The following is a 24,868-nucleotide window of genomic DNA, read 5'->3' as shown; positions in this document are numbered from 1 at the left end:
ACCTTGAGCGCCGTCTTAAGTTCCTGGCACGGGGCCTTATTACCGGTCACTAACCGACCGCCTCCAGTAAATACTGGCTCCCGGCCGGTTCGCCGCGACGCGGCTCGCCCGGGGCCCGTTCGCGTCGCTCGCCGACCGGCGGCAGCTCCGGCCACGCCGCTTCCGCCCCGGCCGGCGGCTCGCCGATCAGCTCCAGCAGCCCGGCCAGCCTCCGCCGCCCGCTGATCCGCACCGCCGGCTGCTCCGCCCGCGGCCCCAGCAGCCGCGCCTGCACACCCAGCGGGGCCAGCACCGCCAGCAGCTCCTCGTGCATCTCGGGTGCCAGCGGATCGACGCCCAGCAGGTAGCCGCCGGGCTCCGGCCGGCCGGCCGCCAGCGCCCACATCCGCAGCATCGCGCCGCTCAGCCGGAAGCCGCCCGGCACCGCCTTGCCGGAATCGTCCTCGGCCGGACCGGTGTGCCCGGGCCGCAGCCAGCGGTCGGCGAGCCCCAGCAAGTCCACCCGGAACGACGTGCGCACCTGCGGGCTGCCGCATTCGGCCACGCCGACCTGCGCGTCCGCGCCCCGGCTCCGGCACTCGCGCGCCAGCACCCGGGCCCGCCACGACTCCTCGACCAGCACCGACAGCCGCGCCGCGGTCCGGCCGAACCCGGTGATCTGCCCTTGGCAGCACAACAGCCCGGCCAGGTCGGGCAGTCCCGGGCCGGTCGCCTCCGCCGAGAACAGCGAGATCGTCCGATCCACGCAGCCGATGATAGAACACAAGTTCGATTGAAGGCGAGCGTCACGCCGAGGTTTTTCCCGGCCACTCAGCGTGGCGCCGGCGGGACCACCAACAGCTGGCAGTCCGGCGCGCGTTTGCCCGCCGCGGCGAGCGCAGGCGTCGCGTTCAGGCCCTGGAGGACATCGAGCCGGGAAAGCTGGTCGATTACGGCCTGCGCGTCGCTCAGCGCGGCTTTCGTGGCACCGGAAGTCGCTGCCGCGTCGAGCCTGCCGCGCACCTGGTCCGCCTGCTGGCGCGCGGACGTGAACTGGCCGAGCAACGCAGTGCGCGCCGGTTCCCCGCCGGACACCGGCGCGGGGCCGACTTGCTCGAGCTTCCCGACCGTCTGGCGGATGCCGTCGGACGCGGACGCCAAGAGCCGGCTCGACGTGCGAGCGGCCTGCGCGGGCGAACTCGGGTCGATCACCGGCAGAGTCGCCAGCGCGCGCACCAAGTGCGTGACCGCGCCGCAGTACCCGTCGGCCCATCTCGCGGCGGGATCGGACGGGACCGCCGTGTCCGCTCGTCCGCCGGGGCGAACTTGCGCGGCGCTCGGCGGCGGTTGTCCGCAGCCGGCCAGGCCGATCCCGATTCCTAGTGCCAGCGCGGCTAATCCGGTCCACCGCGGCCGCACCGGCCACACCTCCTCTTCGCCGACGTCCGGGTCCCCGCACCGCACCGTACCGACCCACCGGTGGTCCGCAACTCGCCCCGCCTTCCGGACGCGAACGGGCCCGGCACGCGGGATGCGTGCCGGGCCCGAATGGAGCAATGGTCAGGCTTTGGCCCCGGCCGGGGCTTCCGACATGACGCTGCCGCGCCGCTTCGACGTGACGATCGCCGCGACGATCACCGCGACCGCCACGACGGCGATCACGATCCGCCACGTGGTGTCCGCGCCGCCGCCGAGCGTCAGCGACACCACCGCGGGCGCGATCAGCACCGAGACCAGGTTCATCACCTTGATCAGCGGGTTGATCGCCGGACCGGCGGTGTCCTTGAACGGGTCGCCGACGGTGTCGCCGATGATCGTCGCCTCGTGCGCGTCCGAACCCTTGCCGCCGTGGTTGCCGTCCTCGACGAGCTTCTTGGCGTTGTCCCAGGCGCCACCGGAGTTGGCGAGGAAGATCGCCATCAGGGTGCCGGTCGCGATCGCGCCGGCCAGGTAGCCGGCGAGCGCGCCGGTGCCGAGGCCGAAGCCGACCGCGATCGGTGCGAACACCGCGAGCAGACCCGGCGTCGCCAGTTCCCGCAGCGAGTCGCGGGTGACGATGTCGACGACCTTGCCGTACTCGGGCCGCGTGGTGCCCTCCATGATCCCGGGAATGTCGCGGAACTGGCGGCGCACCTCGTACACCACCGCGCCGGCGGCACGCGAAACCGCGTTGACCGCCAAGCCGGAGAAGAGGAACACCACTGCCGCGCCGATGAGCACGCCGACCAGGGTCGCCGGGCTGACGATGTTCGCCACGAACGAACCGGTGGTGCCGACCGCCTTCGCGATCGCGTCCGAGTAGGACCCGAACAGCGCGGTCGCCGCCAGCACGGCAGTGGCGATCGCGATGCCCTTGGTGATGGCCTTGGTGGTGTTGCCGACCGCGTCCAGCTCGGTGAGGATCTGCGCGGCCTTCTCGTCGACGTCGCCGGACATCTCGGCGATGCCCTGCGCGTTGTCCGAAACCGGGCCGAAGGTGTCCATCGCGACGATGACGCCGACGGTGGTCAGCAGGCCGGTTCCGGCCAGCGCCACCGCGAACAGCGCGACGCCGCCGCCGAGCAGGTAGGCGCCGAACACGGCCGCGGCGATCACCAGAGCGGTGTACACCGCCGACTCGAAGCCGACCGAGATACCCGACAGGATCACCGTCGCCGCACCGGTTTCCGACGTCTTGCCGACGTCCTGCACCGGCTTGTGCTCGGTGCCGGTGTAGTAGCCGGTGATCCGCAGGATCAGCGCGGCCAGCACGATGCCGATGATCACCGCTACGGTCGCGATGACCGCCGGGTTGCCGCTGTTGCCCGCGAAGCTCGGGCCGAAGTCGGAGAAGCTGCTCGGCAGGTACACGAACGCGGCGATCGCCGACAGCACCGCGGAAATCACCGCGGAGATGTAGAACGAGCGGTTGATCGTGACCAGGCCGCCTTCGCCGGCCCGCGCCTTCGTGATGTAGACGCCGATCACCGCGGTGATCACCCCGATGGCCGGCACGATCAGCGGGAAGATCAGGCCGGACGAGCCGAACGCGGAACTGCCCAGGATGAGCGCGGCCACCAGCATCACCGCGTAGGACTCGAAGAGGTCCGCGGCCATGCCGGCACAGTCGCCCACGTTGTCGCCGACGTTGTCGGCGATGGTGGCCGCGTTGCGCGGGTCGTCCTCCGGGATGCCCTGCTCGACCTTGCCGACCAGGTCCGCGCCGACGTCCGCGGCCTTGGTGAAGATGCCACCGCCGACCCGCATGAACATCGCGATCAACGCGGCGCCGAAACCGAAGCCCTCCAACACCTTCGGTGCCTGGCCGGTGTAGACGAGCACGACCACCGCCGCGCCGAAGAGACCGAGGCCGACGGTGATCATGCCGACCACGCCGCCGGTGCGGAACGCTACGCGCATCGCCGTCTCGCGGCCGCCTTCTTCCCGCGACGCGGCCGCCACGCGCAGGTTCGCCTGCGTGGCCAGCCACATGCCGAGGTAGCCGATGGTGAACGAGAACGCTGCCCCGACGAGGAAGAAGATCGACCGGCCGATCCGCTCGTTCCAGTCGTCCGCGGGGAGCGCGAACAGGAGCAGGAACACGATCGCGCCGAAGATGGCGAGGGTGTTGCGCTGCCGCTTCAGGTAAGCAGCCGCACCTTCCTGCACAGCCTTCGCGATGTCCTGCATCTTGGCGGTGCCCTGGCCCGCGGCCAGCACCTCCTTGAGCAGGACGTACCCGATGGCCAATGCGGCAAGGGCGACCACGGCGACCACACCGACGATGGTGTAGCCACCCCCGGAGAGCGTGAGGCCGCCCTCCGCGAGGAACTGCCGGGACATTCGTCCTCCTGGGAACGCCGTTTGGCCAGCGCGGGCCCGTCGTACCCGGCGCGCCTGCACTGGCGTGGATCTGTGCCGAAGGACACGCTAGCCGTGCAGGCAATGCACGTCTCACATGACGCTCGCCACAGTGGGTGTGGATTGCGGGAGTCTATTGGTAGTGATCCACCCGCCCGCAACGAGTCCTGATGACGATACGGTCGGTGACCTTGTGTGATTGGTCACTGGATCGATCTGAGGCCGGTTTTGTCGGTGCCCTGTGCGAAGCTTCGCCCCGTGGCGGGAGAGCGCGGACGAAGGCTGCTGGACCGGGTCACGGCAGGGATTCCGGCGACCCAGAACCCGGTGACGCACGTCGAGCGGCTGCCGGCGCGCGCGGCCGGTCACGCGCCCTGGCCGGAGTGGGCGCCCTCCGCGGTAGTCGCCGCGTTGCGGGCCGCCGGGGTCGAGAAACCGTGGCAGCACCAGGTCAGCGCGGCTTCGCTGGCGCAGGCGGGCACGCACGTCGTGGTGTCGACGGGCACTGCGTCCGGGAAGTCGCTGGCGTATCAGCTGCCGGTGCTGACCGCCTTGACCTGCGATGCGAAGGCGAGCGCGCTGTACCTGTCGCCGACCAAAGCGCTCGGCGCGGACCAGCTGCGCTCGGTGTCCTCTTTGGACGTGCCGGGCGTCCGTGCGGCCGCCTTCGACGGCGATACCCCGATGACAGAGCGCGACTGGGTGCGAGCGCACGCGAACTGGGTGTTCAGCAATCCCGACATGCTGCACCGCGGCATTCTTTCGGCGCACGCCCGATGGGCGCAGTTCTTCCGCCGGTTGCGCTACGTCGTGGTCGACGAATGCCACAGTTACCGAGGCGTCTTCGGGTCGCACGTTGCCCTGTTGTTACGCCGGTTGCGCCGAGTGGCGGAGCATTACGGCGCGTCCCCGGTCTTCGTGCTGGCATCGGCGACCACCGCCGAGCCCGCTTCGTTCGCCTCCCGGCTCACCGGTGTGCCGTGCTCTGCGGTCACCGAGGACGCTTCACCGCGCGGGGCGCGCACGGTCGCGCTGTGGGAGCCGCCGCTGCTGGACGAACTCACCGGAGAGAACGGCGCCCCGGTGCGCAGGCCGGCCGGGGCGGAGACCGCCCGGATCCTCGCCGAGCTGGTGATCGAAGGAGCCCGGTCGCTGGCGTTCGTCCGATCGCGGCGCGGTGCCGAGCTGACCGCGCTCGGCGCTCGCCGCTTACTGTCCGAAGTGGACCCACGACTGGCGGACACCGTGGCCGCCTACCGTTCCGGTTACCTGCCGGAAGAACGTCGAGCGCTGGAACAGGCGTTGCTTTCCGGCCGGCTGCTCGCCGTGGCGACCACGAACGCACTGGAGCTGGGCGTCGACATCGCCGGCCTGGACGCGGTGGTGCTGGCCGGTTATCCGGGAACTCTCGCGTCGTTCTGGCAGCAGTCCGGCCGTGCCGGGCGCTCCGGCGACGAGGCGCTGGTGGTTTTCGTCGCGCGCGACGATCCGCTGGACACCTATCTCGTGTACCACCCCGCCGCGCTGCTGGAACGCCCGGTGGAGACAGCCGTGCTGGATCCGGCGAACCCGTACGTGCTGGGCCCGCAGCTGGCCTGCGCGGTCGCCGAACTACCGCTCACCGAACCGGAACTGGATGGCTTCGGCGGCGAAGCGGCCCGGGCCGTGCTCTCGGACCTCGCCGAGGAGAAGCTGCTGCGCCGCCGTTCGAGCGGCTGGTACTGGACGTCCCGCGACCGCCCGCACGCCGAAGTCGGCATCCGCGGCTCAGGCGGCGACCAGATCGCCGTGGTGGAAGCGGATTCCGGCCGGATGCTGGGCACGGTGGACCCGGGTTCGGCGTGCTACGCCGTCCATCCGGGGGCGGTGTATCTGCATCAGGGCTCGTCGTATGTGGTGGACGAGCTGGAGTTGGAGACAGGTCTGGCCCTGGTGCACGCGGAGGACCCGGACTGGACGACTTCGCCCCGGGAGATCGTGGACATTTCGGTGCTCTCCACGGAATCGCACTGCCGGCACGGCGAGGTGACGGTGTGTCTGGGCGAGGTCGCGGTGACGTCGCAGGTCGTAGGTTATCTGCGACGGCGGCCGTCAGGTGAGGTGCTGGACCACACGCCGCTGGACCTGCCGAAGCAGAGTCTGCACACGAGAGCGGTCTGGTACACGGTCTCCGCGGAACTGCTGGAGTCTCCGGTTGGCGCGCTTGGCTCAGCGGCAACCGCTGGCGAGACCGCGGCCGCTGGCGAATCGGATTCCGCCGCTGCCGAGACAACGGCCGCCGATGTGCCAGCCGCGACGAGCGAATTCCCGTCGGCCGCGGAAGGCAGCGAGGTCACGGCCGGGCCCGCTCTGGGCCGGGCGTCGAGAAAACCGGTGGGGACCGGGGGCACCTCGTCGGTTGTCGGGGTAACCGGCGAAGTCTCGGGAAGTCCGGCGCACGGGCGGGGGTCCGGGGCCGGAGCGGAGGGCGGGGTGGTCGCAGGGTCGGAAGTGGCGTCGGTGGGGACCGGGGGCGCCTGCAGGACACCGGGGGGTGCCGGGTTGATCCCGGCACGCGTCCCCGGTGCCCTGCATGCCGCCGAGCACGCGGCGATCGGCCTGCTACCGCTGTTCGCTACGTGCGACCGCTGGGACATCGGCGGGGTGTCTACCGCGTGGCACGAGGACACCGGGGAGGCGACGGTGTTCGTGCACGATGGGCATCCCGGGGGTGCGGGGTTTGCCGACCGCGGTTATGCCGCTATCGTCCCGTGGCTGGCCGCTACGCGGGAGGCGATCGTCTCCTGCGAGTGCCCGACGGGCTGCCCGTCCTGCGTCCAGTCGCCGAAGTGCGGGAACGGCAACGATCCGCTGGACAAGGCGGGGGCGGTGACCGTACTGGATGCCGTGCTCGGGGCGTTGCGTCGGCACGGGGAACAGTGCGGCCACGGTGGTTCGTGAAATTGTTGTTCGAGTCTCGCGTGCTGCCGCCCGGGATAGAACCGTTCCGGCAGCGCTTGGCCGCGCCGAATCAGGCGGCGGCGGTCTCGACCAGCGACGCAGCGTGCTCGGCGGCGAGGGCTCGCACCAGCACGTCCTGGACCTCGGCGGCGTCCGGCAGCTGCCAGCCGCACACCTCCGGCTTCACCCGCCAGTGCACGACACCGTGCTGGAACGGCGACGGCGGCAGCGGGATGTAGCTGCCCGCACCATGCCACTGCACCGAAACCCGCTCGTCGAGCTCGGCCGGCATCGCCTTGGCAACCTGAGTGAGGAACAACCAGCGCCCGTTCGGCATCGCGACGATGGGCGCCGGGTGCCCGACCGCACGCAGCAGCCGCGCCGCGCGCTTGCCCAGTTCCTGGTCGACCTCGACCGCGTCGAGCACGGTGCCGGTGGCCACGAGCAGGCTGTGCGTCCGGTCGGTGAACCAACCGGCGACCTGGTGAGCGTGCGACCCGACCAGCTCACGCCAGTCGTCGCGCACCGGCACCGGGCGGCGCCAGGTGAGGTCGTCCCCCTCCGCGGTGATCTGCTCCGGGGTCGCCCCCGGAAGCACCGGCCAGCCGCGCCAGGCGAGGCCGATCGCCTCCGCACGCAGTTCGATGCGGAAGGCGTTCCGCCAGCTGTCCGGCCAATTCGCGTCCAACATTGCTTTCCTGCCTTCGAGGTCCGTGTCTCGCGCCGTCCGGGTCGGGGCCGTGGTGGCGCACGTCTCACTAAACGGCAACTTGCACATTGCGGGGAAGGCCCGCGCGGCAACCGGCCGTTACCGCGCGATGAACGCCCGGTAGCACACCGCCCGGCCGATAACCGGCTGCCGATCACCGGCCGCTGACCCCGCCGTTCACCCCGTCAAAACGGCCCCACCACGGGCTTCGACACTTTTCCGCCCGTTCGCACGCGTGCTGACGTATCCCGTTGAACACGCCGCTGACCTGGTGTTTCGACCGCTCGACGCGCGCCACCGACCGCTGCTCGCGGTCCTTGGCCACTTATCGGAGCCAGTCGACGCGGACGGTCGGCAGGTGGTTCCGGGCACCCGGCACCGTGCCGTTCGGACGCCGATGAGCGGTTCCGGACCGGTGTCCGGCAGGCCCGGACGGGTTGGCCGACGAGGCCGGGCGGCAGGTTGCAAGTCCTTTCGGTCGAGGCGGGCGGAGGGGTGGGAGCCGCCCCGCTGGCCCGGTCCGGCAGCGCAGGCTGGCTCGGCCGCCCGAGCTGCCGGGCTGTCGGCTCGGGCGGTGGGCGCTGTCAGCTCAGGCCGGAACGGCAACGGAGCCGACCTGGCCGCAGCGGTCGCTGCCGGGCCAGACCCGATCCGTCTCCCGGCACGGTCTCGACCAGGCCAGCCCCCGTCCGCCTGCAAGCACGGTCGCTGCTTGGCCAGCCCCGATCCACCTCTCGGCGCGGTCGCGACCAGGCCAAACCCGTCGCCGGGCACGAGTCCAGCGAGAATGCCGCCGGCCGGAATCCGGCCGCATCCCGGCGCGAGCACAGTCAGGCTCGATCCAGCCCGGCGGGAACGGGCCGGGCAGGCCCGCAGGCACGCAGGTCACGAGGCACTTGGCGCGCTACGGCGGAGCTTCTGCCGGGCCGGCGCGAGCCTTCGCGGTCGGGGCGGGCAGTCCGGGTATCGGCGCGGTGGCGGCGCGGACTTCCACATAAGCATCGCGGTTGTGCCAGCGGCAGCTGATCATTACCGCACGTTCGTGGTCAGCGACCTCCTCGGCTCGGGCGCAGGCGGTGGTGGGTCCGTCCGCTGCGTGGGCCGCCGCGGCCAGTGCGCCTAGGTCAGCCGCGGCTTCGGTGCCGTGGCGGGCAGTAATTGCCGCTGCCAGCCACCACACCAGGACCGTTAAGGCGATCAACGCTGCTGCGGCCAAGGCTGTCCACACAGTGGCAACGCCAGCGTCGTTCGATTCGCGGGTCATGGGGCGGTACCTGGTTCGGCGATGGCGTAGGCGGTCGCACTGAGGTGCAGCGCCGACAACGCTGTGGTGGTCACTTCGGCGGTGAGGCCGTCGCCGGTGCGATGGACGGTCAGGCGAGCGCCTTGCGGAGCGATCGTTTCGATCACTGCGGCGGCGGCACCTGGTTGTCCAGCCGCCGTCAGGCGGGCGGCTTCGCGGGCTGCGTCCAGGCAACGGAGGTGCCCGGCGATCGCGCTTGTTCCGGCCAGCAGCACAGCCAGTACCGCTGTCAACGCACCTAGCGAAACTGCGGCTTCCACGGTGACGAAGCCGCTGTCCCGGCGACGGCCAGCCATCAGGTGGCCGCTGTCAGGGCTCGTTGAACGAGCCCGGCCAAGGTCTCGGAGACGGAGTCTCCGCTGAGCAGGACGTAGAGCGCCACGGCGAACGCCGCCGCGGCCACTGTGCCGATCGCGTATTCGACGGTGGTGGTGCCGTCGTCTCCGGGCAGGAACCGCATGAGCTGGCTTCCTTTCTGTGGTTGATGGGGTCACAGCAGGCCACCGATCCGCCCGGCAAGGCCGAGCACTACCGGCAGCACGCCGAGGGCGAAGAACGCGGGCAGGAAACACAAACCCACCGGCAGTGCCAGAGCGACGCCGGCTCGTTCGGCTCGTTCTTCGGCTTCGACGCCCAGTCCGTCGCGCAGGCGGCGGGCCAGATCATCCGCGGTCGAGGCGAGCGCTGCCCCGGACCGCACGGTGCGGGTGGCCGCTACAGCCAGTTCGGCGAATCCCGGCTGGGCGCGGACCGGAGCCCAGGCAGGTGCCGGTTCGGCACCGAGCGCGAGAAGGTTTGCGGTGGCGCACAGGGCATTCCCAGTTTCCGGGGGCGCGCCGGCAGAGACGGTTTCCAAGGCGATCGGTATCGGCATTCCGGCGCGGAGGCAGGCCGCCAGGAGATCCAGGACCGACGCGGAGCTGAGCCGGTGCGCTGAGTCGTCTGCCGTTCCGGGGCGGCGAGACCGGCGCAGAAGCCACCAGCCGATGCCACCGGCGGCGAGACCGGCGGGGATTCCAGCGACGATCGCGATCGAGACCGCAGTCGCGATGGCCGCGGCGGCGTGCCAGATCTGCGGGCGAATAGTGCGGCGTGGGCATGGGGGTTGCGGCAGACGTCGGGGTACTGAGGTTCCGGGCCAGAGCACGAGTGCGGCTCCGGACAGAACCAGGGCCAGTGCGGTCATGGGGCCGCCTTGCGGTTGGTGAGGGAGCGGGACCAGGCGGTCCCGGCCCAGAGCAGAGTTGCGCCGGCGATCAGAAAGGCTTGTCCAAGCACGGTTTCGGTCAGGACGGCCAGCGGGTTGGCACCGATGAGCTGGCCCATGGCCAAGCACCCGACCGGCAGTACGGTCAGGACCGTCGCGCTCATTCGCGGGCCAGCCATCTTGGCGTGGAGTCGACGGGCAAAAGCAGCTTCCGCGTCTACCGCGCGGCGGGCGGCATCCAGCGCGTCGGCGATGGGCAGGCCGTGCCGCCGGGTCAGGTTCCAGGCTTGTGCCAGCGCAGAAAGGTCAGTGGATTCGAGGGATCCGTCTAAGCGTGCGGCGGTGGCCAGGTTGTGGAGTTCTCCGGACAGTTCCGGGACCGCGTCGGCGGCGGCTTCGGCTGCGGTGATGAGGTGCGCGCCAGCTCGGAGTTCGGCGGTCATGGTGCGCAGGACGGTCGCCGTGCGTTCTGCACGAGTCAGGGATTTGACGGTTTCCTTTCTGCTGCGCCATTCCTGGCGGGCCGTGAAAGTGAGCAGCACGGTCGCGATCGCGGCACCGATTCCGGCTAGCGGCAGGACGGCAGCAGCGGGGAGCAACCACAGCGCTTGCCGTGGCAGGGCCGGTAAACGGACTCTCCGGACCGGGACGAGCCGGCTGGGAGTGGTCGGCCAGCAGAGCATTCCCGATCCGGCGCAGAGGAACGGCCAGGCGGAGATCATCTGGTCACCGGACGTGCGGAGAGCACGTCGCGCGAAGGACCGGTCTGGTTTCCGGCGTCGGTCAGGGCGGTGAAAAGCGCGCGGTGACGTGTCCAGCCGCCGTCGCGCCAGACGGTTTGGGTGCGCACTTCTCCGTGGTAGCGCTGGAGTATCGCGATCTCGGCCAGGCGGCGGCCGGTGTCCGTCCGACGCAGGTGGAGGATTACCCGGACGGCCGCGGCCAGCTGACTGTGCAGGGCGTCTCGTGGGAGGCCGCCCAGTGCGGCCAGGGCTTCCAGCCTTGCGGGGGCTTCCGCTGGGGAATTCGCGTGCAGCGTGCAGGCACCGCCGTCGTGGCCGGTGTTCAGCGCGGTGAGCAGGGAGCACACTTCCGCACCGCGGACTTCTCCGACTACCAGTCGGTCTGGCCGCATTCGCAAGGCTTGGCGAACCAGTTCCGGGAGTTCGACGGAGCCAGCACCTTCGACGTTCGCGGGCCGAGCTACCAGGCTTACGAACTGCGGGTGAGTCGGACGCAGTTCTCCGGCATCTTCCACACAGATGATGCGTTCGGTCGGGGCGACCGCACCGAGCAGTGCGCTGAGGAGCGTGGTTTTGCCCGCGCCAGTGCCGCCGGTGACCAGGAAGCTCAACCGGTGCTTGATGATTGTGCGCAGGACCGCCGCACTGGCTTGGTCGAACGTGCCAGCGTCCTGGAGGGCGGCCAGGTCGTACGCGGCGGGGCGAAGGACACGCAGTGAAAGGCAGGTGCCGTTCGCTGCGATGGGTGGCAGAACCGCGTGGACGCGGACACGGCCTTGGCGGACGGGGAGCCAACCGTCCACATACGGTTGTGCATCATCCAGACGACGGCCGGCTGCCAGCGCGAGGCGCTGAGCCAGGCGGCGGACAGCGGCTTCGTCGGCGAACCGGATCGAGGTGCGGATCAGGCCGGCCGGGCCGTCCGTCCACACCTCGTCGGGTGCCGTGACCAGGACATCGGTGGTGGTGTCGTCGTCCAGCAACGGGGCCAGCGGTCCGGCGCCGAGGAACTCGTCGCGAGCCTGACGGACTGCCGCGAGCACTGCGTCGTGGCTCAGCGCACCTCCCGCTTCGGCGCGTACTGCTTCGGCTACGGCGATCGCGTCGGCGTTACGGCTGTCGCCGGCCAAGCGGTGGCGGACTCGCTCCACGAATTCGGTGGTCATGTCAGGCGGCCTGGGCGACGAACGGAGCGCGCAACTCGGCCAGGACGGCGCGCGCGGCGGCGGCCAGCGGGCCCTTGGGCGGCAAGGCGAACTCACCGGATTCCAGGGTGGCGGCGACGCGGCGTTCTGGGCGCAGTTCGGCAACCATCGGCGGGCCGAGCAGGGCCGCAGTACGCGCGGGCGAGACGCCGTCCACCGGATGTCCACTTGCGACAATCGCGAAGCGGGTGGCGTGCGGGCGAAGGTGAGACAGCACTTGTTGCGCTGCCATGCAGGCACGGAATTCGACCGGGACCACCAGGACGATCAAGTCGGCCAGCGCGGCTACCGCGGCGGTGGTCTCCATCGCTTGCCGGGCCAGGTCGCACACCACGGTGCGGCCAGCCCGGCGGCCGGCGGTCACCACCGCGGACAACGCGCGGGGGGTCGGGCCCTCGCCGTCTCGGCCGCAGGACAGCACGGGAAGGGTGCCTCGGGTCGGCAGGGACGCGATCAAGGACGGAACGGAGACGCGTCCGGACAGGCGAACTTCGGGCCATCGCAGGCCCTCTGCGTGTTCCAAGCCCAATGGCAAGTCCAGTCCGCCGCCCAATGGATCGCAGTCCACCAAGAGAGCCGGGGTGCTGCGGTCCGCTTCTACCGCGACGGCGGCGGCCAGCACCGACGCGCCGGCCCCTCCTCGGCCGCCGATGAACGCGATGACCGGGCCGGGATGTTCAGCGGGAGCCTCGGTGACGTCGGCGAACGCGCCAGTCAGGTCGGCTTCGTCGTCAGGCAGGCTGAGCACCCGGCGAGCGCCCAGCGCGGCGGCGCGCCGCCAGGTTTCCAAGCCCGGGGCGCCCTTGCAGACGAGCACGACGCTTTCGCGGGTCGGCAACGCCGGCCGATCGGCGATGGCCGCGTCCTCGTCCACCACCACCAGCGGGGCACGGGTCCAGCGTCCGCGCGCGGTCGCGAGGTCGGTCGCGTGGTCGAACTCGCAGCCGACGACAGCGGCGACGCGGCGGATCTCTTCGAACACCGTGCCTTCGTCTGCGACGACGAGCGGTTGTGCGGTGGCCATGGTCCCCTCCCCTGGGTCTGACGGGCCGGACTCCCACGGTCGCCCGCCGCAGGTCGGCGCGGCAATGCCGGACTCGCCGGTCTGTGGACAACCAGGGGGTTGTGGACAACTCGCCCGGCGACCGGGCCGCCGGTCCGCCGACTGTCAGTCCACCCCGGACAATGCCGCGCATTCAGCCGAGAAAACGATTGCCGCTGGCAGGCCGCACAGAACCGGCCAACGAAATAGCAAAGGCGACGTCCGACCGTCCCCTAACCGGTCAAGTAAAGGAATCACCTATTTATTAGCGGACGGCAAACTCCAGTCGCGGACCACCGAACTGGCAGCGACCGCGCAGGTGCGCGACCAGGACGCGGAAGAGGCGAGAACCGTTGCCAGACAAGGAAAACTGAAGAATAGAAGGCGGCCCTCGCCAGGGGGGAGGGACGAGGGCCGCCAGGGGTTCAGCCCCGGGGGGTCGGACTGAACCGGTCCCGGTTCTATGACCGGGTCAGCTCACTGTAACTCTCGTTGCTATGAGTTCGCTGTGTGAGTGACACATACGATTCGATAACGGCAGACGAGGCCGGAAGTGCGATGATGTCATCGATTTTCCGGCCGTCGCCACGACCGGTGTGCTGCCAACAACGAAGGCCGGTTCGCTTATCCTGATCACGTGGCCGAACTCCGCAGCGAAGAAGCACCCCGGCGCGTCGCCGCCTTCTTCGACCTCGACAAAACGATCATCGCCTCGTCCAGCGCGCTCGCATTCAGCAAGCCACTGCTGCGCGAGGGGCTGATCAACCGGCGCGCGGCGCTGCGAAGCGCTTACGCGCAGCTGGTTTTCTCTCTCGCCGGCGCGGACGCGGACAAGACCGAGCGGATGCGCGCCGAAGTGTCCGCGCTCTGCGCGGGCTGGGATGTAGCGCAGGTTTCCGCGATCGTCCGCGAAACCTTGCACGATGTGGTCGATCCGCTCGTGTACATCGAAGCGACCGATCTGATCGCACAACACCTCGCAGACGGGCACGACGTCGTCGTCCTCTCCGCGACCGGCGAGGAGGTCGCCGCACCGGTGGCCGCAATGCTCGGCGCGACCCGGTGCGTCGCGACCCGGATGGAAATCGTCGACGGCCGGTACTCCGGCGAGGTCGATTTCTACTGCTACGGCGAGAACAAGGCGGTCGCCGCCAAACAACAGGCCGCCGAGCACGGGTACGACCTCGCGGACTGCTTCGCCTACACCGATTCCAGCACCGACATCCCGTTGCTGGAGGTCGTCGGCCACCCGCACGCGGTGAACCCGGACAAGCTGCTGCGCCGGACCGCGGAGGACAAGGACTGGCCGGTGCTCGCGTTCGAACGGCCGATGTCGCTGCGCACGCGGATCCCGGCGAAGTCGGCCGGGATGGTCGCGCTCGGCGTGGGCGCGGTGGCGGCGGGCGCGACCTGGTACAGCCTCAGCCGGCGCCGCCGGTCCCGGGACAGAGAGGGCTGAGCACCCGCACGGCGGTACCGAAAATCCGGTTTCCGCAGATAAGAGCCGTTGCGGAGGGTGGCTTCGTCACCGGATCGAGCCTCTGTAACGGTGCACCCGTACGCGCACTTGAAGTGACCGGGCTCACGGCGTAGAAAGTAGGTGCGGACGTTGATTCGGCCAGGGCAGAGGTAGAAGAGAAGCCTCTGTCACCCCGGGCAACCTCCGTGCGCGGACTCCGGGTACCCACGCGCAGCGCGCCGCGGGAGGCTCGTCGTCTAGGGACTGCGTACCGGGACGCCGGACGCCGAGTCCATGAAGGTACGACCAGAGTTGCACGCTTGGTCGCCCGAGATGTTCGCGCTGACTGGCGGCGCCCGCTGGCCCTTGGCTGACGGGCGCCGCCAGTGTTATGTCCGGGGTCCGGCGCAGGTTGGGCGGCGGCCGGGTTGGGGCGAGGGTTAAGTGCGCGTCTCAGCTGGCTGGGGTCCCGAGATCGCTCGCGGATGTCTATGAAAGGCCCCTTGAGGGACTCAGATTCCCTCAAGGGGCCCTTCACGGACGAGTCCGCCAGCCGGCTAACAGGGTTCCGCGAACACTCGGGCAGCCGCGACTGGGGAAGAGCCGGAAACGCGAAGCGTGGCGATGACGTTCCCTGGACAGCTTGGCGGCTGGACGCAAGCGTGCGACCGAGCACGGACGGAACGGCGGCAAAACGGTGTGCACCGAGATTTCGCAGGAAGTTTGCGCGTGCGGGTGCCTCGCGAACCGGCCCCTGAACCGATACCGAGCCGCACTCAAGCCCACCGCCAGACTGAACCGCCGAGTAACAAACCGTCAGGTCACCGGCGGGCTAACCCGTGCCGAGGACATCCGCTCAGTCGAACCCTCCCGTTCCAACGCACGGCCGATGGACAAGCCCGCATCGCGGTGAGTAGCTTCCCGGATACCGGTGCTGCCCGGTGGACGCTTCACCACACGTGTCCCCTCCGCGGCGGCACGCGACACTGGGAGGAATTTCGTGACGAACCGACACGCGCGCACGCGGAGGATGCAGGTGTTCGCCGTTCCGCTGGCCGGGGTGCTCGCCGTCGGGGGGTTGAGCGCTTCGGCGTCCGCGGCGCCGAAACCGCAGCAGCCGTCCGATCCGGCGCAGCTTTCCGCCGCTCAAGTGGACGCGGCCGCCAACCGGGCGTTGCGCGGCATGACGCTTCCGGAAAAGGTCGGGCAGCTGTTCGTCACCTGGGTGAACGGCAAGTCGGCGAACGAGGTGAACCCGAAGAACCGCACCGACTTCGGCGTCGACACCGCCGCACAGGCAGTACAGAAGTATCACCTCGGCGGGGTCATCTACTTCAACAACGACTCCCGCGACAACTTCGACACCCCGACGCAGGTCGCGAAGCTGTCCAACGGCCTGCAGCGCGCCGCGATCGCCAGCGGCGCGCACATCCCGTTGCAGATCGGCACCGACCAGGAAGGCGGCACGGTCACCCGGATGGGCGCGCCGGCCACCGAATTCCCGAACTCGATGGCGATCGCCGCCGGGCGGGACGCCAGCAGCGCCACTCAGGCCGCGACGATCCTCGGCCACGAGCTGCGCGCGGTCGGCATCAACCAGGATTTCGCGCCGGACGCGGACGTCAACTCCAACCCGGCCAACCCGGTCATCGGCGTCCGCTCGTTCGCCGGCCAGCCCGGTCTGGCCAGCAACTTCGTCGCTGCCGAGGTCAAGGGCTACCAGCAGTCCGGTCCGCCCGCGCAAACCGTGTCCGCCACCGCCAAGCACTTCCCCGGGCACGGCGACGCGGCCACCGACAGCCACACCGGGTTGCCGAAGATCACGCGCACCGAGGCGCAGTGGCGGGCGATCGACGTGCCGCCGTTCAAGTCCGCGATCGCGGCGGGCATCGACTCGATCATGAGCGCGCACATCCAGTTCCCGAGCCTCGACCCGTCCGGCGAACCGGCCACCCTGTCGAAGCCGATCATCACCGGGAAGCTGCGCGGCGAGCTCGGCTACAACGGCGTCGTGATCACCGATTCGCTCGAGATGCAGGGCGTCCGGCAGCTGCACAGCGACGCCGAAATCCCGGTACTCGCCCTGAAAGCGGGCGTGGACCAGCTGCTGATGCCGGTGCATCTGGACGTCGCGGTCAAGTCCGTGCTCGCTGCGGTGAAGTCCGGCGACCTGCCGATGCAGCGGATCAACGAGAGCGTGCTGCGGGTGCTGAAGCTCAAGATCAAGCGCGGCATCATGTACGCGCCGTTCGACAACCCGGCGCAGGTCTCGAAGAAGGTCGGCACGCCGGAACACCTGGCCACCGCGCAAGGCATCGCGGACCGGTCGATCACCGCGATCGCCAATGACGCCAACCTGCTGCCGCTCAAGCAGAAGCCGTCGTCGGTGCTGGTCACCGGCTGGGGCGCGACCACGACGCAGAACCTGGCCGACCGTTTCACCGCGCACGGCACCAAGGGCACCGCGCTGGCCACCGGGCAGACGCCGACCGACGCGCAGATCGCGCAGGCCGCCGATGCCGCGAAGAAGAACGACGTGGTCGTGGTGCTCACCAACAATCTCGGCGGCTTCCCGTTGCAGGGCAAGCTTTTGCAGGCGTTGATGGACACCGGCAAGCCGGTGGTCGCGGTCGCCGCGCAGATCCCGTACGACGCCGGTTACGCGAACCCGGTGCCGACCTGGCTCGCCACCTACGGCTACCGCACGCCGTCGCTGGAGGCGCTGGCCAAGGTCGTGCTCGGTGAGACGAAGCCGAGCGGCAAGCTGCCGGTCGACATCCCGGCCGGGGCGGACGTGCACACCGTCAAGTACCCCTTCGGACACGGGCTGACCTGGTGACTCTCAACCGCAGGAATTTCCTCGCCGTTCCGGCGCTCGCCGTCCCGGTGCTCGCCGGCGGCTCGGCGGTGGCGCAAGCCGCGCCGGACCGGCAGGTGCTTACTGGTGCCGAGCAGTTCGCGGCGCAGGGCTGGCAGCCGCTCGCCGGGCGCAAGTTCGGCGTCCTGTCGAACCCGACCGGCGTGCTCGCCAACGGCAACCACATTGTCGACTCGATGGTCGCGGCGGGCGTACGACCCGTCGCGGCCTTCGGGCCGGAGCACGGCTTTCGTGGCAGCGCGCAAGCCGGTGGCTCTGAAGGCGACTACACCGACCCGCGCACCGGCATCCCGGTGTACGACGCGTACGGCGCTAACGCGGCGAAGCTCGCTTCGCTGTTCCAGAAGTCCGGCCTGGACACTGTTGTCTTCGACATCGCAGACGTCGGCGCGCGCTTCTACACCTACATCTGGTCGCTGTACACAGCGATGGTCGCCGCAGCGAAGGTCAATGCGTCCTTTGTGGTCCTGGACCGGCCGAACCCCATCGGCGGACGGCTGTCCGGGCCGGTGCTCGACCCGAAGTTCTCGTCCGGCGTCGGGCTGAAGCCAATCGCGCAGCAGCACGGCATGACTGTCGGCGAGCTGGCGAGGTTCTTCTCGGCAGAGTTCCTGCCCGGCGAAGGCGTTCGCCTAGAGAAGCTAGAGGTCGTCCAGGTACGCGGCTGGCGGCGCGACACCTTCTTCGCGGATACCGGTCTGCGCTGGGTCATGCCCAGCCCGAATATGCCCACACCGGACACTGCCCTGGTGTATCCCGGCACAGGCATGTTCGAAGGCACTGTGTTCTCCGAAGGACGTGGTACGACGCGGCCGTTCGAGATCGTCGGCGCGCCCGGCCTCGACTGGCGTTGGCGCGAAGAGCTGGAGAAGCTTCACCTTCCGGGAGCAGCGTTCCGCGAAACCTACTTCGTGCCCACCTTCGGCAAGTTCGCCAATCAGCCGTGCGGTGGCGTCGAAGTGAGCGTCACCGATCCGCGCGCGTTCGACGCGATCGACACCACCGTGTCGATGTTCGTGACCGCGAAGCGCGTAGCGCCGGACAAATTCGGGTGGCGGCCGGACATGGCGATCGACAAGCTGTCCGGATCCGCGCGGCTGCGCACCATGGTCGACGCAGGCGCCGGGGTCGACGAGATCACCGGCGCGTGGCGGGCCGAACTCGCCGATTTCGCGCACCGCCGCCGTCCCCACCTGATCTATCGCTGAGGAGAGCGGTCATGCGTGCTAGGAAAGTGCTTGTCGCGACGCTGGCCGTCCTGGTCGCGGCGACCTCCACCGCGGGAGCAGCCACCATCGACAATCGGCACGACAGCTTCGCCGGGCGCTTCGACCGTCCGCAGCACGGGTTCGCGCCGCCGAGCACGCGGCTGCGCGACGGCGACCCGAGCGAGGTCGGCCTGGACCCGCAGCCGATCCGCGCCGCCGAGCAGTTCCTGAAGAGCTGGACACAGCCGGACGCCAGCGGCCATCCGCACTTCTCCGGCGCGGTCGGCCTGCTCGCGCACGACGGCATGGTGGTAGACCGCTATGCCGTCGGCAAAGCACTTCGGTATGCCGACGCCAAGGGCACCGAACTTCCCGCCGACCAGCAGGTCCCGATGCGCGACGACACGATCTTCGACATGGCGTCGATCTCCAAGCTGTTCACCTCGATCGCCGCCCTGCAGCTCGCCGATCAGGGCAAGCTGGACGTCAACGCGCCGGTCGTGCGGTACCTGCCGGAATTCGGCGTCAACGGCAAGCAGGACGTCACCGTGCTCCAGCTGCTCACGCACACCTCCGGCTTCGACGCCGACCCGTCCCCGTCGCTGTGGGCGGGCTACCCGGACATTCCGTCGCGGCGCAAGGCGATCCTCGACAGCCCGCTCAAGAACGCACCGGGCAGCACGTACCTCTACTCCGACCTGAACATGCTGACCCTCGGCCTGCTGGTCGAGAAGCTGTCCGGCAAGCCGCTGGACCAGGTCGTGCACGACCGGATCACCGCGCCGCTGGGCATGGTCGACACCGGATACAACCCGCCCGCATCGAAGCTGAACCGCGTCGCCGCGACCGAGTTCGAAACCACCCCGCCGCGCGGGCTCGTGCGCGGCCAGGTGCACGACGAGAACGCCTGGTCGCTCGGCGGCGTCGCCGGGCACGCGGGGATCTTTTCCACCGCCGGTGACCTGGCGGTGCTCTGCCAGGCCATCCTCAACGGCGGCAGCTACCGCGGCCACCGCATCCTGGCGCCGGACACCGTCACCAAGATGCTCACGAACTACAATCAGCGCTTCCCCGGCGATGAGCACGGCCTTGGCTTCGAGCTCGATCAGCCTTGGTACATGGGCGCGCTGGCTTCGCCGGTGAGCGCCGGGCACACCGGCTTCACCGGCACCACGCTGGTGATCGACCCGGAGTCGCGGTCGTTCGCCCTGCTGCTCACCAACCGCGTGCACCCCACCCGTACCTGGGGCTCCATCAACACCGCCCGCCAGGTGTGGGCGACCTCGCTCGCCAAGGCGATGGCGGTGCGGCCGATGCAAGGCCCGAACGCCTGGTACTCGGGCCTGGGAAACAACGGGACGGCTACGCTCAGTACCCGACCGCTGCCCGCTGGTGGTTTACTCTCCGTTTCCTTTGCCGCGTTCGTCGACACCGAGGGCCCGAGCGACCCGCTACAGGTCGAATCGAGCACCGACGGCGTGAATTGGCAACCGGTTCCGCTGCGAGCGTGGGGACCGGGGGCGCCGTCCGGCGAGGTGTCCGCTCTGTCCGGACACGGGCACCGCGCCTGGTGGAAGGTGTCGGCGCACGTGCCGGCCAGTGCCGTTACCTCGATCCGGTGGCGTTACAGCACCGATGCGAATTACTCCGGACGGGGAGTTTCCGTCGACAGTGTGAAAGTCACCGAACGCGGCCGAGTCGTGCTTGATGGTGAGCGGAATCCGGCGGAACTGACCCCTTCCGGATGGGAATTGAGCGCACGGTAGCCACTCGGCCGCGCATTGCGACGCGACTAGACCCACTCAGTGGAACAGCACTCCTTCGCTCGACACAGTTAGTTGCCAAGTCGTTAGCTTCGAGTCGTTAACGGCCGCGACCCGGTTGGCGACTTTCTTGACAACGATTAATCGCAAACCGAAGTCCGCAGACACGGACGGGTTGTGGTTCTGCCGAAGGATGTGGGTAGCCTTGTCGCAAATGCCAACGGTTAGTAACTTTCCGACGGCGGATGAAGCGGAATCCGTAGTCGCCGCCGCACCCTCCGAGCACGCCGCAGGTCAGACGGCGCGCGAGGCGGACGCGAGCCCGTTGGTGCGCATCCGCTCGCTGCTGCCCGGGCTCGCCCGCGCCGAGCAGCGGGTCGCGAAGGTCGTACTGGAAGACCCGGCCGCGGTCGCGCGGCGCAGCATCACCGAGGTCGCGCTGGCCGCGAACACCTCGGAGACCACCGTCACCCGCTTCTGCAAGGCGGTCGGCGTCGGCGGCTACCCGCAGCTGCGCATCGCGCTCGCCGCGGACACTGCCCGCACCGAGGCTCGCACCTCGCGCAACCTGGGCGGCGAGATCGGCCCCGGCGACGACCTCGCATCGGTCATCGGCAAGGTCAGCTTCGCCGACGCGCGCGCGGTCGAGGAGACCGCGGACCAGCTCGACGTGGCTGAGCTGCAGGCCGTCATCGACCTGGTCGCCGAGGCAGGCCGGGTCGACGTGTACGGCGTGGGCGCAAGCGCTTTCGTCGCCGCGGACCTGCAGCAGAAGCTGCACCGGATCGGCCGGGTCAGCTTCGCCTGGTCGGACACGCACATCATGCTCACCTCGGCCGCGGTGCTGAAGCCCGGCGACGTCGCGGTCGGCGTCTCGCACACCGGCGCGACCACCGACACGGTGGAGGCACTGCGGGTCGCGCGCGAGCACGGCGCGGTGACCGTCGCGGTCACGAACTTCCCGCGGTCCCCGATCACCGAGGTCGCCGACCACGTGCTCACCACGGCGGCCCGCGAAACCACCTTCCGGTCCGGTGCGACGGCGAGCCGTATCGCACAGCTGACCGTCATCGACTGCCTTTTCATCGGGGTCGCACAGCGGCACATGGAAGCGTCGGTCAGCGCTCTGGACGCAACAAGGGACGCGGTCGGCGCGCACCGGCTCGGGGTCAGGCCCGACGGTCGCCGTCGTCCGCGAGAAACCGGCAAGTGAACCGAGAAGCGAGGAACCCGATGTCCGTCCCCTGCCAGACGGTGCACGTCGATTCGCCGACCGAACAGCGGAACCCGCGCACCGTCGACATCGACCTGATGTCCACGATGGGGATCCTCGGCGCCATCAACGCCGAGGACCGCCGGGTGCCGGACGCGGTGGCCGCGGTGCTGCCGCAGCTGGCGAGAGCCGTCGACTACGCGGTGGAAGCACTGCGCGGCGGCGGACGCGTGCACTACGTCGGGGCGGGCACGTCCGGGCGGCTGGCGACGCTGGACGCGGCGGAGCTGGTGCCGACGTACAACGTTCCCGCGGACTGGTTCGTCGCTCACCACGCCGGCGGCGAGAAGGCGCTGCGGCAGGCGGTCGAGAACGCCGAGGACGACGAGGACGCCGGCGCGGCGGAGATCGCCTCGTCGGTGCTGCCGGGCGATTTCGTGCTCGGTCTCGCCGCCTCCGGCCGGACTCCGTACGTGCTGGGCGCGCTGGCCGAGGCCCGCCGGATCGGCGCGCACACCGGGCTGGTTTCGGCCAACCCGCGGGCCGCCAAACCGGCCGGGGCGGACGTGCTGATCGCGGTCGCGACCGGGCCGGAGGCGATCGCCGGCTCGACCCGGATGAAGGCGGGCACGGCACAGAAGCTGATCCTTACCGCGTTTTCCACCGCGACGATGATCAAGCTGGGCAAGACGTACTCGAACCTGATGGTGAGCATGCGGGCGACCAACGCGAAGCTGCGCGGGCGCACGATCCGGATCCTGCAGGAAGCCACCGGGATGACCATGGCGGACTGTTCGGACGCGCTCACCGAGGCGGGCGGCGACCTCAAGGTGGCGCTGGTGCATCTGTTGTCCGGCAGCGATGTCGCTCGCTCGGCGGAGGCATTGGCGGCATCGGGCGGCCACGTGCGGAAGGCACTGGACTCGCTGCACCTGCGCGCGGGCTGACGTTTCCCACGGCTAGGCCGGGAAGGGCCTCTTGCGGGACTTGGATTCCCGCAAGAGGCCCTTCACGGCCTTTTCGTTCGCCGGAGTGTGCGAGATCCGGCGGCGGTCCCCCTGATCAGAACGCGCCGACCGGCTGGCGGATGGCGGCGTTGAGCCGGTTCCACACGTTGATGCCGGCGATCGACAGCAGCAGCGACGAGAGTTCCTTCTCGTCGTAGACGTCCGCGGCGGCGTCCCAGACCGCGTTCGGCACCGGGTCGGTCGAGTCGGCCAGCCGCGTCACGTGCTCGGCCAGGTCCAGCGCGGCCCGCTCGGCGTCGGTGAAGTACGGCGATTCGCGCCACGCGCCGACGCCCCAGATGCGCTCGTCCTTCTCGCCGGCTTCCTTCATCTCGCGGGTGTGCATGTCGACGCAGACGCTGCAGCCGTTGATCTGGCTGACTCGCACGTGGATCAGGTGGTGCGTGGTCGCCGGCACGGTGCTGTCCTGCGTCGCGGTGCTCAGCGCGTACAACGCCTTCATGGCGGCCGGGTGGACCTTCACCGGGTGAGTCATTCGCGCCTGCATGATCGTCTCCTCCTGTCACGCCCGTCGTTTTCGGCGGGTCCTGAAGGTAGGACCCGGCGGAAGGAGAAGATGTGACAGTGCAGGACGAAAAATTCTGGGCGGCTCAGTTCGAAGAGCATCGGCCCAGGTTGCGGGCAGTGGCCTACCGGATGCTCGGCTCGTTCGCCGAAGCCGACGACGCGATCCAGGAGACCTGGCTGCGGGTGACGCGTTCGTCCGGCGAGGACGTCCGCAACACCGGCAGCTGGTTGACCACGATCGTCTCCCGGCAGTGCCTCAACATGCTGCGTTCCCGCGCGACGCGGCGCGAGGACCCGCTCGACATCCGCGTCCCGGATCCGGTGGTGGAGACCGGCGACGGCGTGGACCCGGCCGAGCAGGAGGTCCTGGCCGATTCGGTCGGGCTCGCGCTGCTGGTGGTGCTCGAGGCGCTTGATCCGGCCGAGCGGCTGGCCTTCGTGCTGCACGACATGTTCGCCGTGCCGTTCGACGAGATCGCCACGATGCTGGACAAGAACACCGCCGCGGTCCGGCAGCTGGCCAGCCGCGCGCGGCGGCGAGTGCAGGGCGTGCGACCGGCCGGTCCGCCGGATCGGACCCAGCAGCGCCGGATCGTGGACGCCTGGCTCACCGCCGCCCGCGGCGGCAACTTCGAGGGACTCGTGTCGCTCCTGCACCCGGACGCCCTGCTGCGCGTCGACACCGGCGGCCTCGGTTCGAAGGTCGTGCGCGGAGCGGCCGAGGTCGCGAGCAACGCGTCGCAGTTCCGGCACGACGGCTTGGTTTCCCAGTACGCGACTGTCAACGGCGGCCCCGGCATCATCGCGCTGCGCGACGGGAAGCCGGTTTCGGTGTTGTCGTTCACCATGGCCGACGGGCTCATCGTGGAGATCAACATCCTGGCCGACGCGGGGCGGGTGGCCGAGCTGGTCTTCTGAGCGTCAGCCGAGCCGGTCCAGGGCAGCTACCGCTTCGGCGGGCAGCTGCACCTGGCCGGCCTCGATGTTCTCCAGGAGGTGCGAGGGCGTCGCGGTGCCGGCGATCAGCAAGGTTCCCGAGTAGTTCCGCAGCAGCCAGGCGAGCGCGACCTGCGCGGGCGTGACGCCGAGTTCGCCCGCGATCCCGGTGACCACCGGATGCCCGGTCACGTCCTGGCCCAGGTCGAACGCGGAGCCGAGGGGGAAGTAGGGCACCCAGGCGATTTCGTTCTCCCGGCACAGGTCCAGCACCGGTTCGGCGTCCCGGGACAGCAGGTTGTACGAGTTCTGCACGCAGGCGATTCCGGCCGGCAGCGCCTGCCGGAGCAGGTCCGCGCGGACGTTGCTGATCCCGAGCGCGCCGATCTTTCCTTCTCCGCGCAGGGAAATCAGCTCGGCGAGCTGGTCGTCCAGGTCGACGACCTGGTCGCCTTCCGCGATCAGGCCGGGACCGATGTCCGCCCGGCGCAGGTTGACCACGTCGAGCTGGTCCACGCCGAGGGACGCCAGGTTGGCCTCGACCTGCGCGCGCAGCTGAGCTGGCTGTTGCGCGAGCCGCAGCCCGTCCGGGCCGTGTTCCGCGCCGACTTTGGTCACCACGACCTGGCCACCGGAAGGGAACGCGTCGCGGATCAGTTCGTTGCACCGGCCGTCGCTGTAGAACTGCGCGGTGTCCAGGTGATTCACGCCCGCGCGGGCCGCGGTGCGCAGCAGTTCGAGCTGGCTGTCGCGGTCGGTGCCGGGGCGGCCGAGCTGCATCACGCCGTAGCCGATCCGCGCGACCTCGTGGCCCGCGAGCTGCGCGGTGCCGCCGGGAGAGGTGGTTGCCGTCATGAGGAAGGACTCCTGCCATGGCATAGTGGAAGTGGATGCGGAGGTGCCTCCGT

The 24,868-nt window shown here is 69.8% G+C and carries 21 protein-coding genes; 8 read left to right on the top strand and 13 right to left on the bottom strand.

Going from position 1 to position 24,868, the window contains the following annotated elements:
- Nucleotides 1–49: 49 nt before the first annotated feature.
- The 3 genes from AMYBE_RS0135785 to AMYBE_RS0135775 all read right to left on the bottom strand — a co-directional run bounded on the left by AMYBE_RS0135785 (nt 50) and on the right by AMYBE_RS0135775 (nt 3,801).
- Nucleotides 50–745, bottom strand: coding sequence for a hypothetical protein (locus tag AMYBE_RS0135785; protein ID WP_020664207.1), 696 nt, complete (start codon nt 743–745; stop codon nt 50–52).
- 65 nt (nt 746–810) lie between these two features.
- Entirely contained in the window at nt 811–1,398 is a 588-nt protein-coding gene (locus AMYBE_RS0135780; RefSeq protein ID WP_027928375.1) for a hypothetical protein, read from the bottom strand.
- A gap of 141 nt (nt 1,399–1,539) precedes the next feature.
- Nucleotides 1,540–3,801, bottom strand: coding sequence for a sodium-translocating pyrophosphatase (locus AMYBE_RS0135775; RefSeq protein WP_020664205.1), 2,262 nt, complete (start codon nt 3,799–3,801; stop codon nt 1,540–1,542).
- Nucleotides 3,802–4,077: 276 nt separating this feature from the next.
- On the opposite strand from AMYBE_RS0135775, the gene AMYBE_RS0135770 reads away from it, so the two are divergent.
- Complete coding sequence (locus AMYBE_RS0135770; RefSeq protein ID WP_020664204.1) at nt 4,078–6,759, top strand: DEAD/DEAH box helicase; 2,682 nt, start codon at nt 4,078–4,080, stop codon at nt 6,757–6,759.
- Between the two features lie 70 nt (nt 6,760–6,829).
- Here AMYBE_RS0135770 and AMYBE_RS0135765 read toward each other — a convergent pair whose 3' ends face one another.
- The 8 genes from AMYBE_RS0135765 to ssd all read right to left on the bottom strand — a co-directional run bounded on the left by AMYBE_RS0135765 (nt 6,830) and on the right by ssd (nt 12,950).
- The gene (locus AMYBE_RS0135765) at nt 6,830–7,450 is read right to left on the bottom strand and encodes a bifunctional DNA primase/polymerase (RefSeq protein WP_020664203.1); all 621 of its coding nucleotides are present in this window, start codon (nt 7,448–7,450) and stop codon (nt 6,830–6,832) included.
- Nucleotides 7,451–8,372: 922 nt separating this feature from the next.
- Nucleotides 8,373–8,732 carry an Rv3654c family TadE-like protein gene (locus AMYBE_RS44465; protein WP_084470279.1) on the bottom strand — a complete coding sequence of 120 codons (360 nt, stop codon included), beginning with the start codon at nt 8,730–8,732 and terminating at the stop codon, nt 8,373–8,375.
- Nucleotides 8,729–9,067 carry a TadE family type IV pilus minor pilin gene (locus tag AMYBE_RS0135760; protein WP_020664202.1) on the bottom strand — a complete coding sequence of 113 codons (339 nt, stop codon included), beginning with the start codon at nt 9,065–9,067 and terminating at the stop codon, nt 8,729–8,731. The genes AMYBE_RS44465 and AMYBE_RS0135760 overlap by 4 nt, the downstream gene beginning before the upstream one ends.
- Nucleotides 9,067–9,231 carry a DUF4244 domain-containing protein gene (locus AMYBE_RS44460; protein ID WP_020664201.1) on the bottom strand — a complete coding sequence of 55 codons (165 nt, stop codon included), beginning with the start codon at nt 9,229–9,231 and terminating at the stop codon, nt 9,067–9,069. The genes AMYBE_RS0135760 and AMYBE_RS44460 overlap by 1 nt, the downstream gene beginning before the upstream one ends.
- Before the next feature lie 30 nt (nt 9,232–9,261).
- Nucleotides 9,262–9,957: a type II secretion system F family protein gene (locus AMYBE_RS0135750; protein ID WP_027928374.1), complete on the bottom strand. Its 696-nt coding sequence runs from the start codon at nt 9,955–9,957 to the stop codon at nt 9,262–9,264.
- Complete coding sequence (locus tag AMYBE_RS0135745; protein ID WP_020664199.1) at nt 9,954–10,700, bottom strand: type II secretion system F family protein; 747 nt, start codon at nt 10,698–10,700, stop codon at nt 9,954–9,956. Before AMYBE_RS0135745 ends, AMYBE_RS0135750 begins: the two co-directional genes overlap by 4 nt.
- Nucleotides 10,697–11,887, bottom strand: coding sequence for a TadA family conjugal transfer-associated ATPase (locus AMYBE_RS0135740; RefSeq protein ID WP_020664198.1), 1,191 nt, complete (start codon nt 11,885–11,887; stop codon nt 10,697–10,699). The genes AMYBE_RS0135745 and AMYBE_RS0135740 overlap by 4 nt, the downstream gene beginning before the upstream one ends.
- Nucleotide 11,888: 1 nt before the next feature.
- Nucleotides 11,889–12,950 (bottom strand): septum site-determining protein Ssd, encoded by a 1,062-nt coding sequence (gene ssd / locus AMYBE_RS0135735; RefSeq protein ID WP_020664197.1) that lies wholly within the window; start codon nt 12,948–12,950, stop codon nt 11,889–11,891.
- Nucleotides 12,951–13,605: 655 nt separating this feature from the next.
- Here ssd and AMYBE_RS0135730 point away from each other — a divergent pair.
- From AMYBE_RS0135730 to murQ, 6 genes are all read left to right on the top strand, one after another.
- Nucleotides 13,606–14,427, top strand: a complete 822-nt coding sequence (locus AMYBE_RS0135730; protein WP_020664196.1) for an HAD family hydrolase — start codon at nt 13,606–13,608, stop codon at nt 14,425–14,427.
- A gap of 1,030 nt (nt 14,428–15,457) precedes the next feature.
- The gene (locus AMYBE_RS0135725) at nt 15,458–17,266 is read left to right on the top strand and encodes a glycoside hydrolase family 3 protein (RefSeq protein WP_020664195.1); all 1,809 of its coding nucleotides are present in this window, start codon (nt 15,458–15,460) and stop codon (nt 17,264–17,266) included.
- On the top strand, nt 17,263–18,513 hold the full coding sequence (locus AMYBE_RS0135720) for an exo-beta-N-acetylmuramidase NamZ family protein (RefSeq protein ID WP_020664194.1): 1,251 nt from the start codon (nt 17,263–17,265) through the stop codon (nt 18,511–18,513). Before AMYBE_RS0135725 ends, AMYBE_RS0135720 begins: the two co-directional genes overlap by 4 nt.
- 11 nt (nt 18,514–18,524) lie before the next feature.
- Nucleotides 18,525–20,279 (top strand): serine hydrolase domain-containing protein, encoded by a 1,755-nt coding sequence (locus tag AMYBE_RS0135715; RefSeq protein WP_034287528.1) that lies wholly within the window; start codon nt 18,525–18,527, stop codon nt 20,277–20,279.
- Nucleotides 20,280–20,490: 211 nt separating this feature from the next.
- Complete coding sequence (locus AMYBE_RS0135705; RefSeq protein ID WP_245573316.1) at nt 20,491–21,489, top strand: MurR/RpiR family transcriptional regulator; 999 nt, start codon at nt 20,491–20,493, stop codon at nt 21,487–21,489.
- A gap of 20 nt (nt 21,490–21,509) precedes the next feature.
- Nucleotides 21,510–22,436: an N-acetylmuramic acid 6-phosphate etherase gene (gene murQ / locus AMYBE_RS0135700; protein WP_020664191.1), complete on the top strand. Its 927-nt coding sequence runs from the start codon at nt 21,510–21,512 to the stop codon at nt 22,434–22,436.
- A gap of 115 nt (nt 22,437–22,551) precedes the next feature.
- Here the strand turns inward: murQ and AMYBE_RS0135695 are convergent, their stop codons facing one another.
- Nucleotides 22,552–23,004, bottom strand: coding sequence for a carboxymuconolactone decarboxylase family protein (locus AMYBE_RS0135695; RefSeq protein ID WP_027928372.1), 453 nt, complete (start codon nt 23,002–23,004; stop codon nt 22,552–22,554).
- A 77-nt stretch (nt 23,005–23,081) separates the two neighbouring features.
- Here AMYBE_RS0135695 and AMYBE_RS0135690 point away from each other — a divergent pair, with 77 nt between their 5' ends.
- A complete protein-coding gene (locus AMYBE_RS0135690; RefSeq protein ID WP_020664189.1) occupies nt 23,082–23,942 on the top strand; it encodes a sigma-70 family RNA polymerase sigma factor in 861 nt (286 codons plus the stop codon).
- A gap of 3 nt (nt 23,943–23,945) precedes the next feature.
- Here the strand turns inward: AMYBE_RS0135690 and AMYBE_RS0135685 are convergent, their stop codons facing one another.
- Nucleotides 23,946–24,815, bottom strand: coding sequence for an aldo/keto reductase (locus tag AMYBE_RS0135685; protein WP_020664188.1), 870 nt, complete (start codon nt 24,813–24,815; stop codon nt 23,946–23,948).
- Nucleotides 24,816–24,868: the final 53 nt, after the last annotated feature.

It is taken from the genome of Amycolatopsis benzoatilytica AK 16/65 (assembly GCF_000383915.1).
GTDB lineage: Bacteria > Actinomycetota > Actinomycetes > Mycobacteriales > Pseudonocardiaceae > Amycolatopsis > Amycolatopsis benzoatilytica.
The sequence above is the reverse complement of the archived record's forward strand: the minus strand, read 5'-3'. Positions and strand labels throughout refer to the sequence as shown.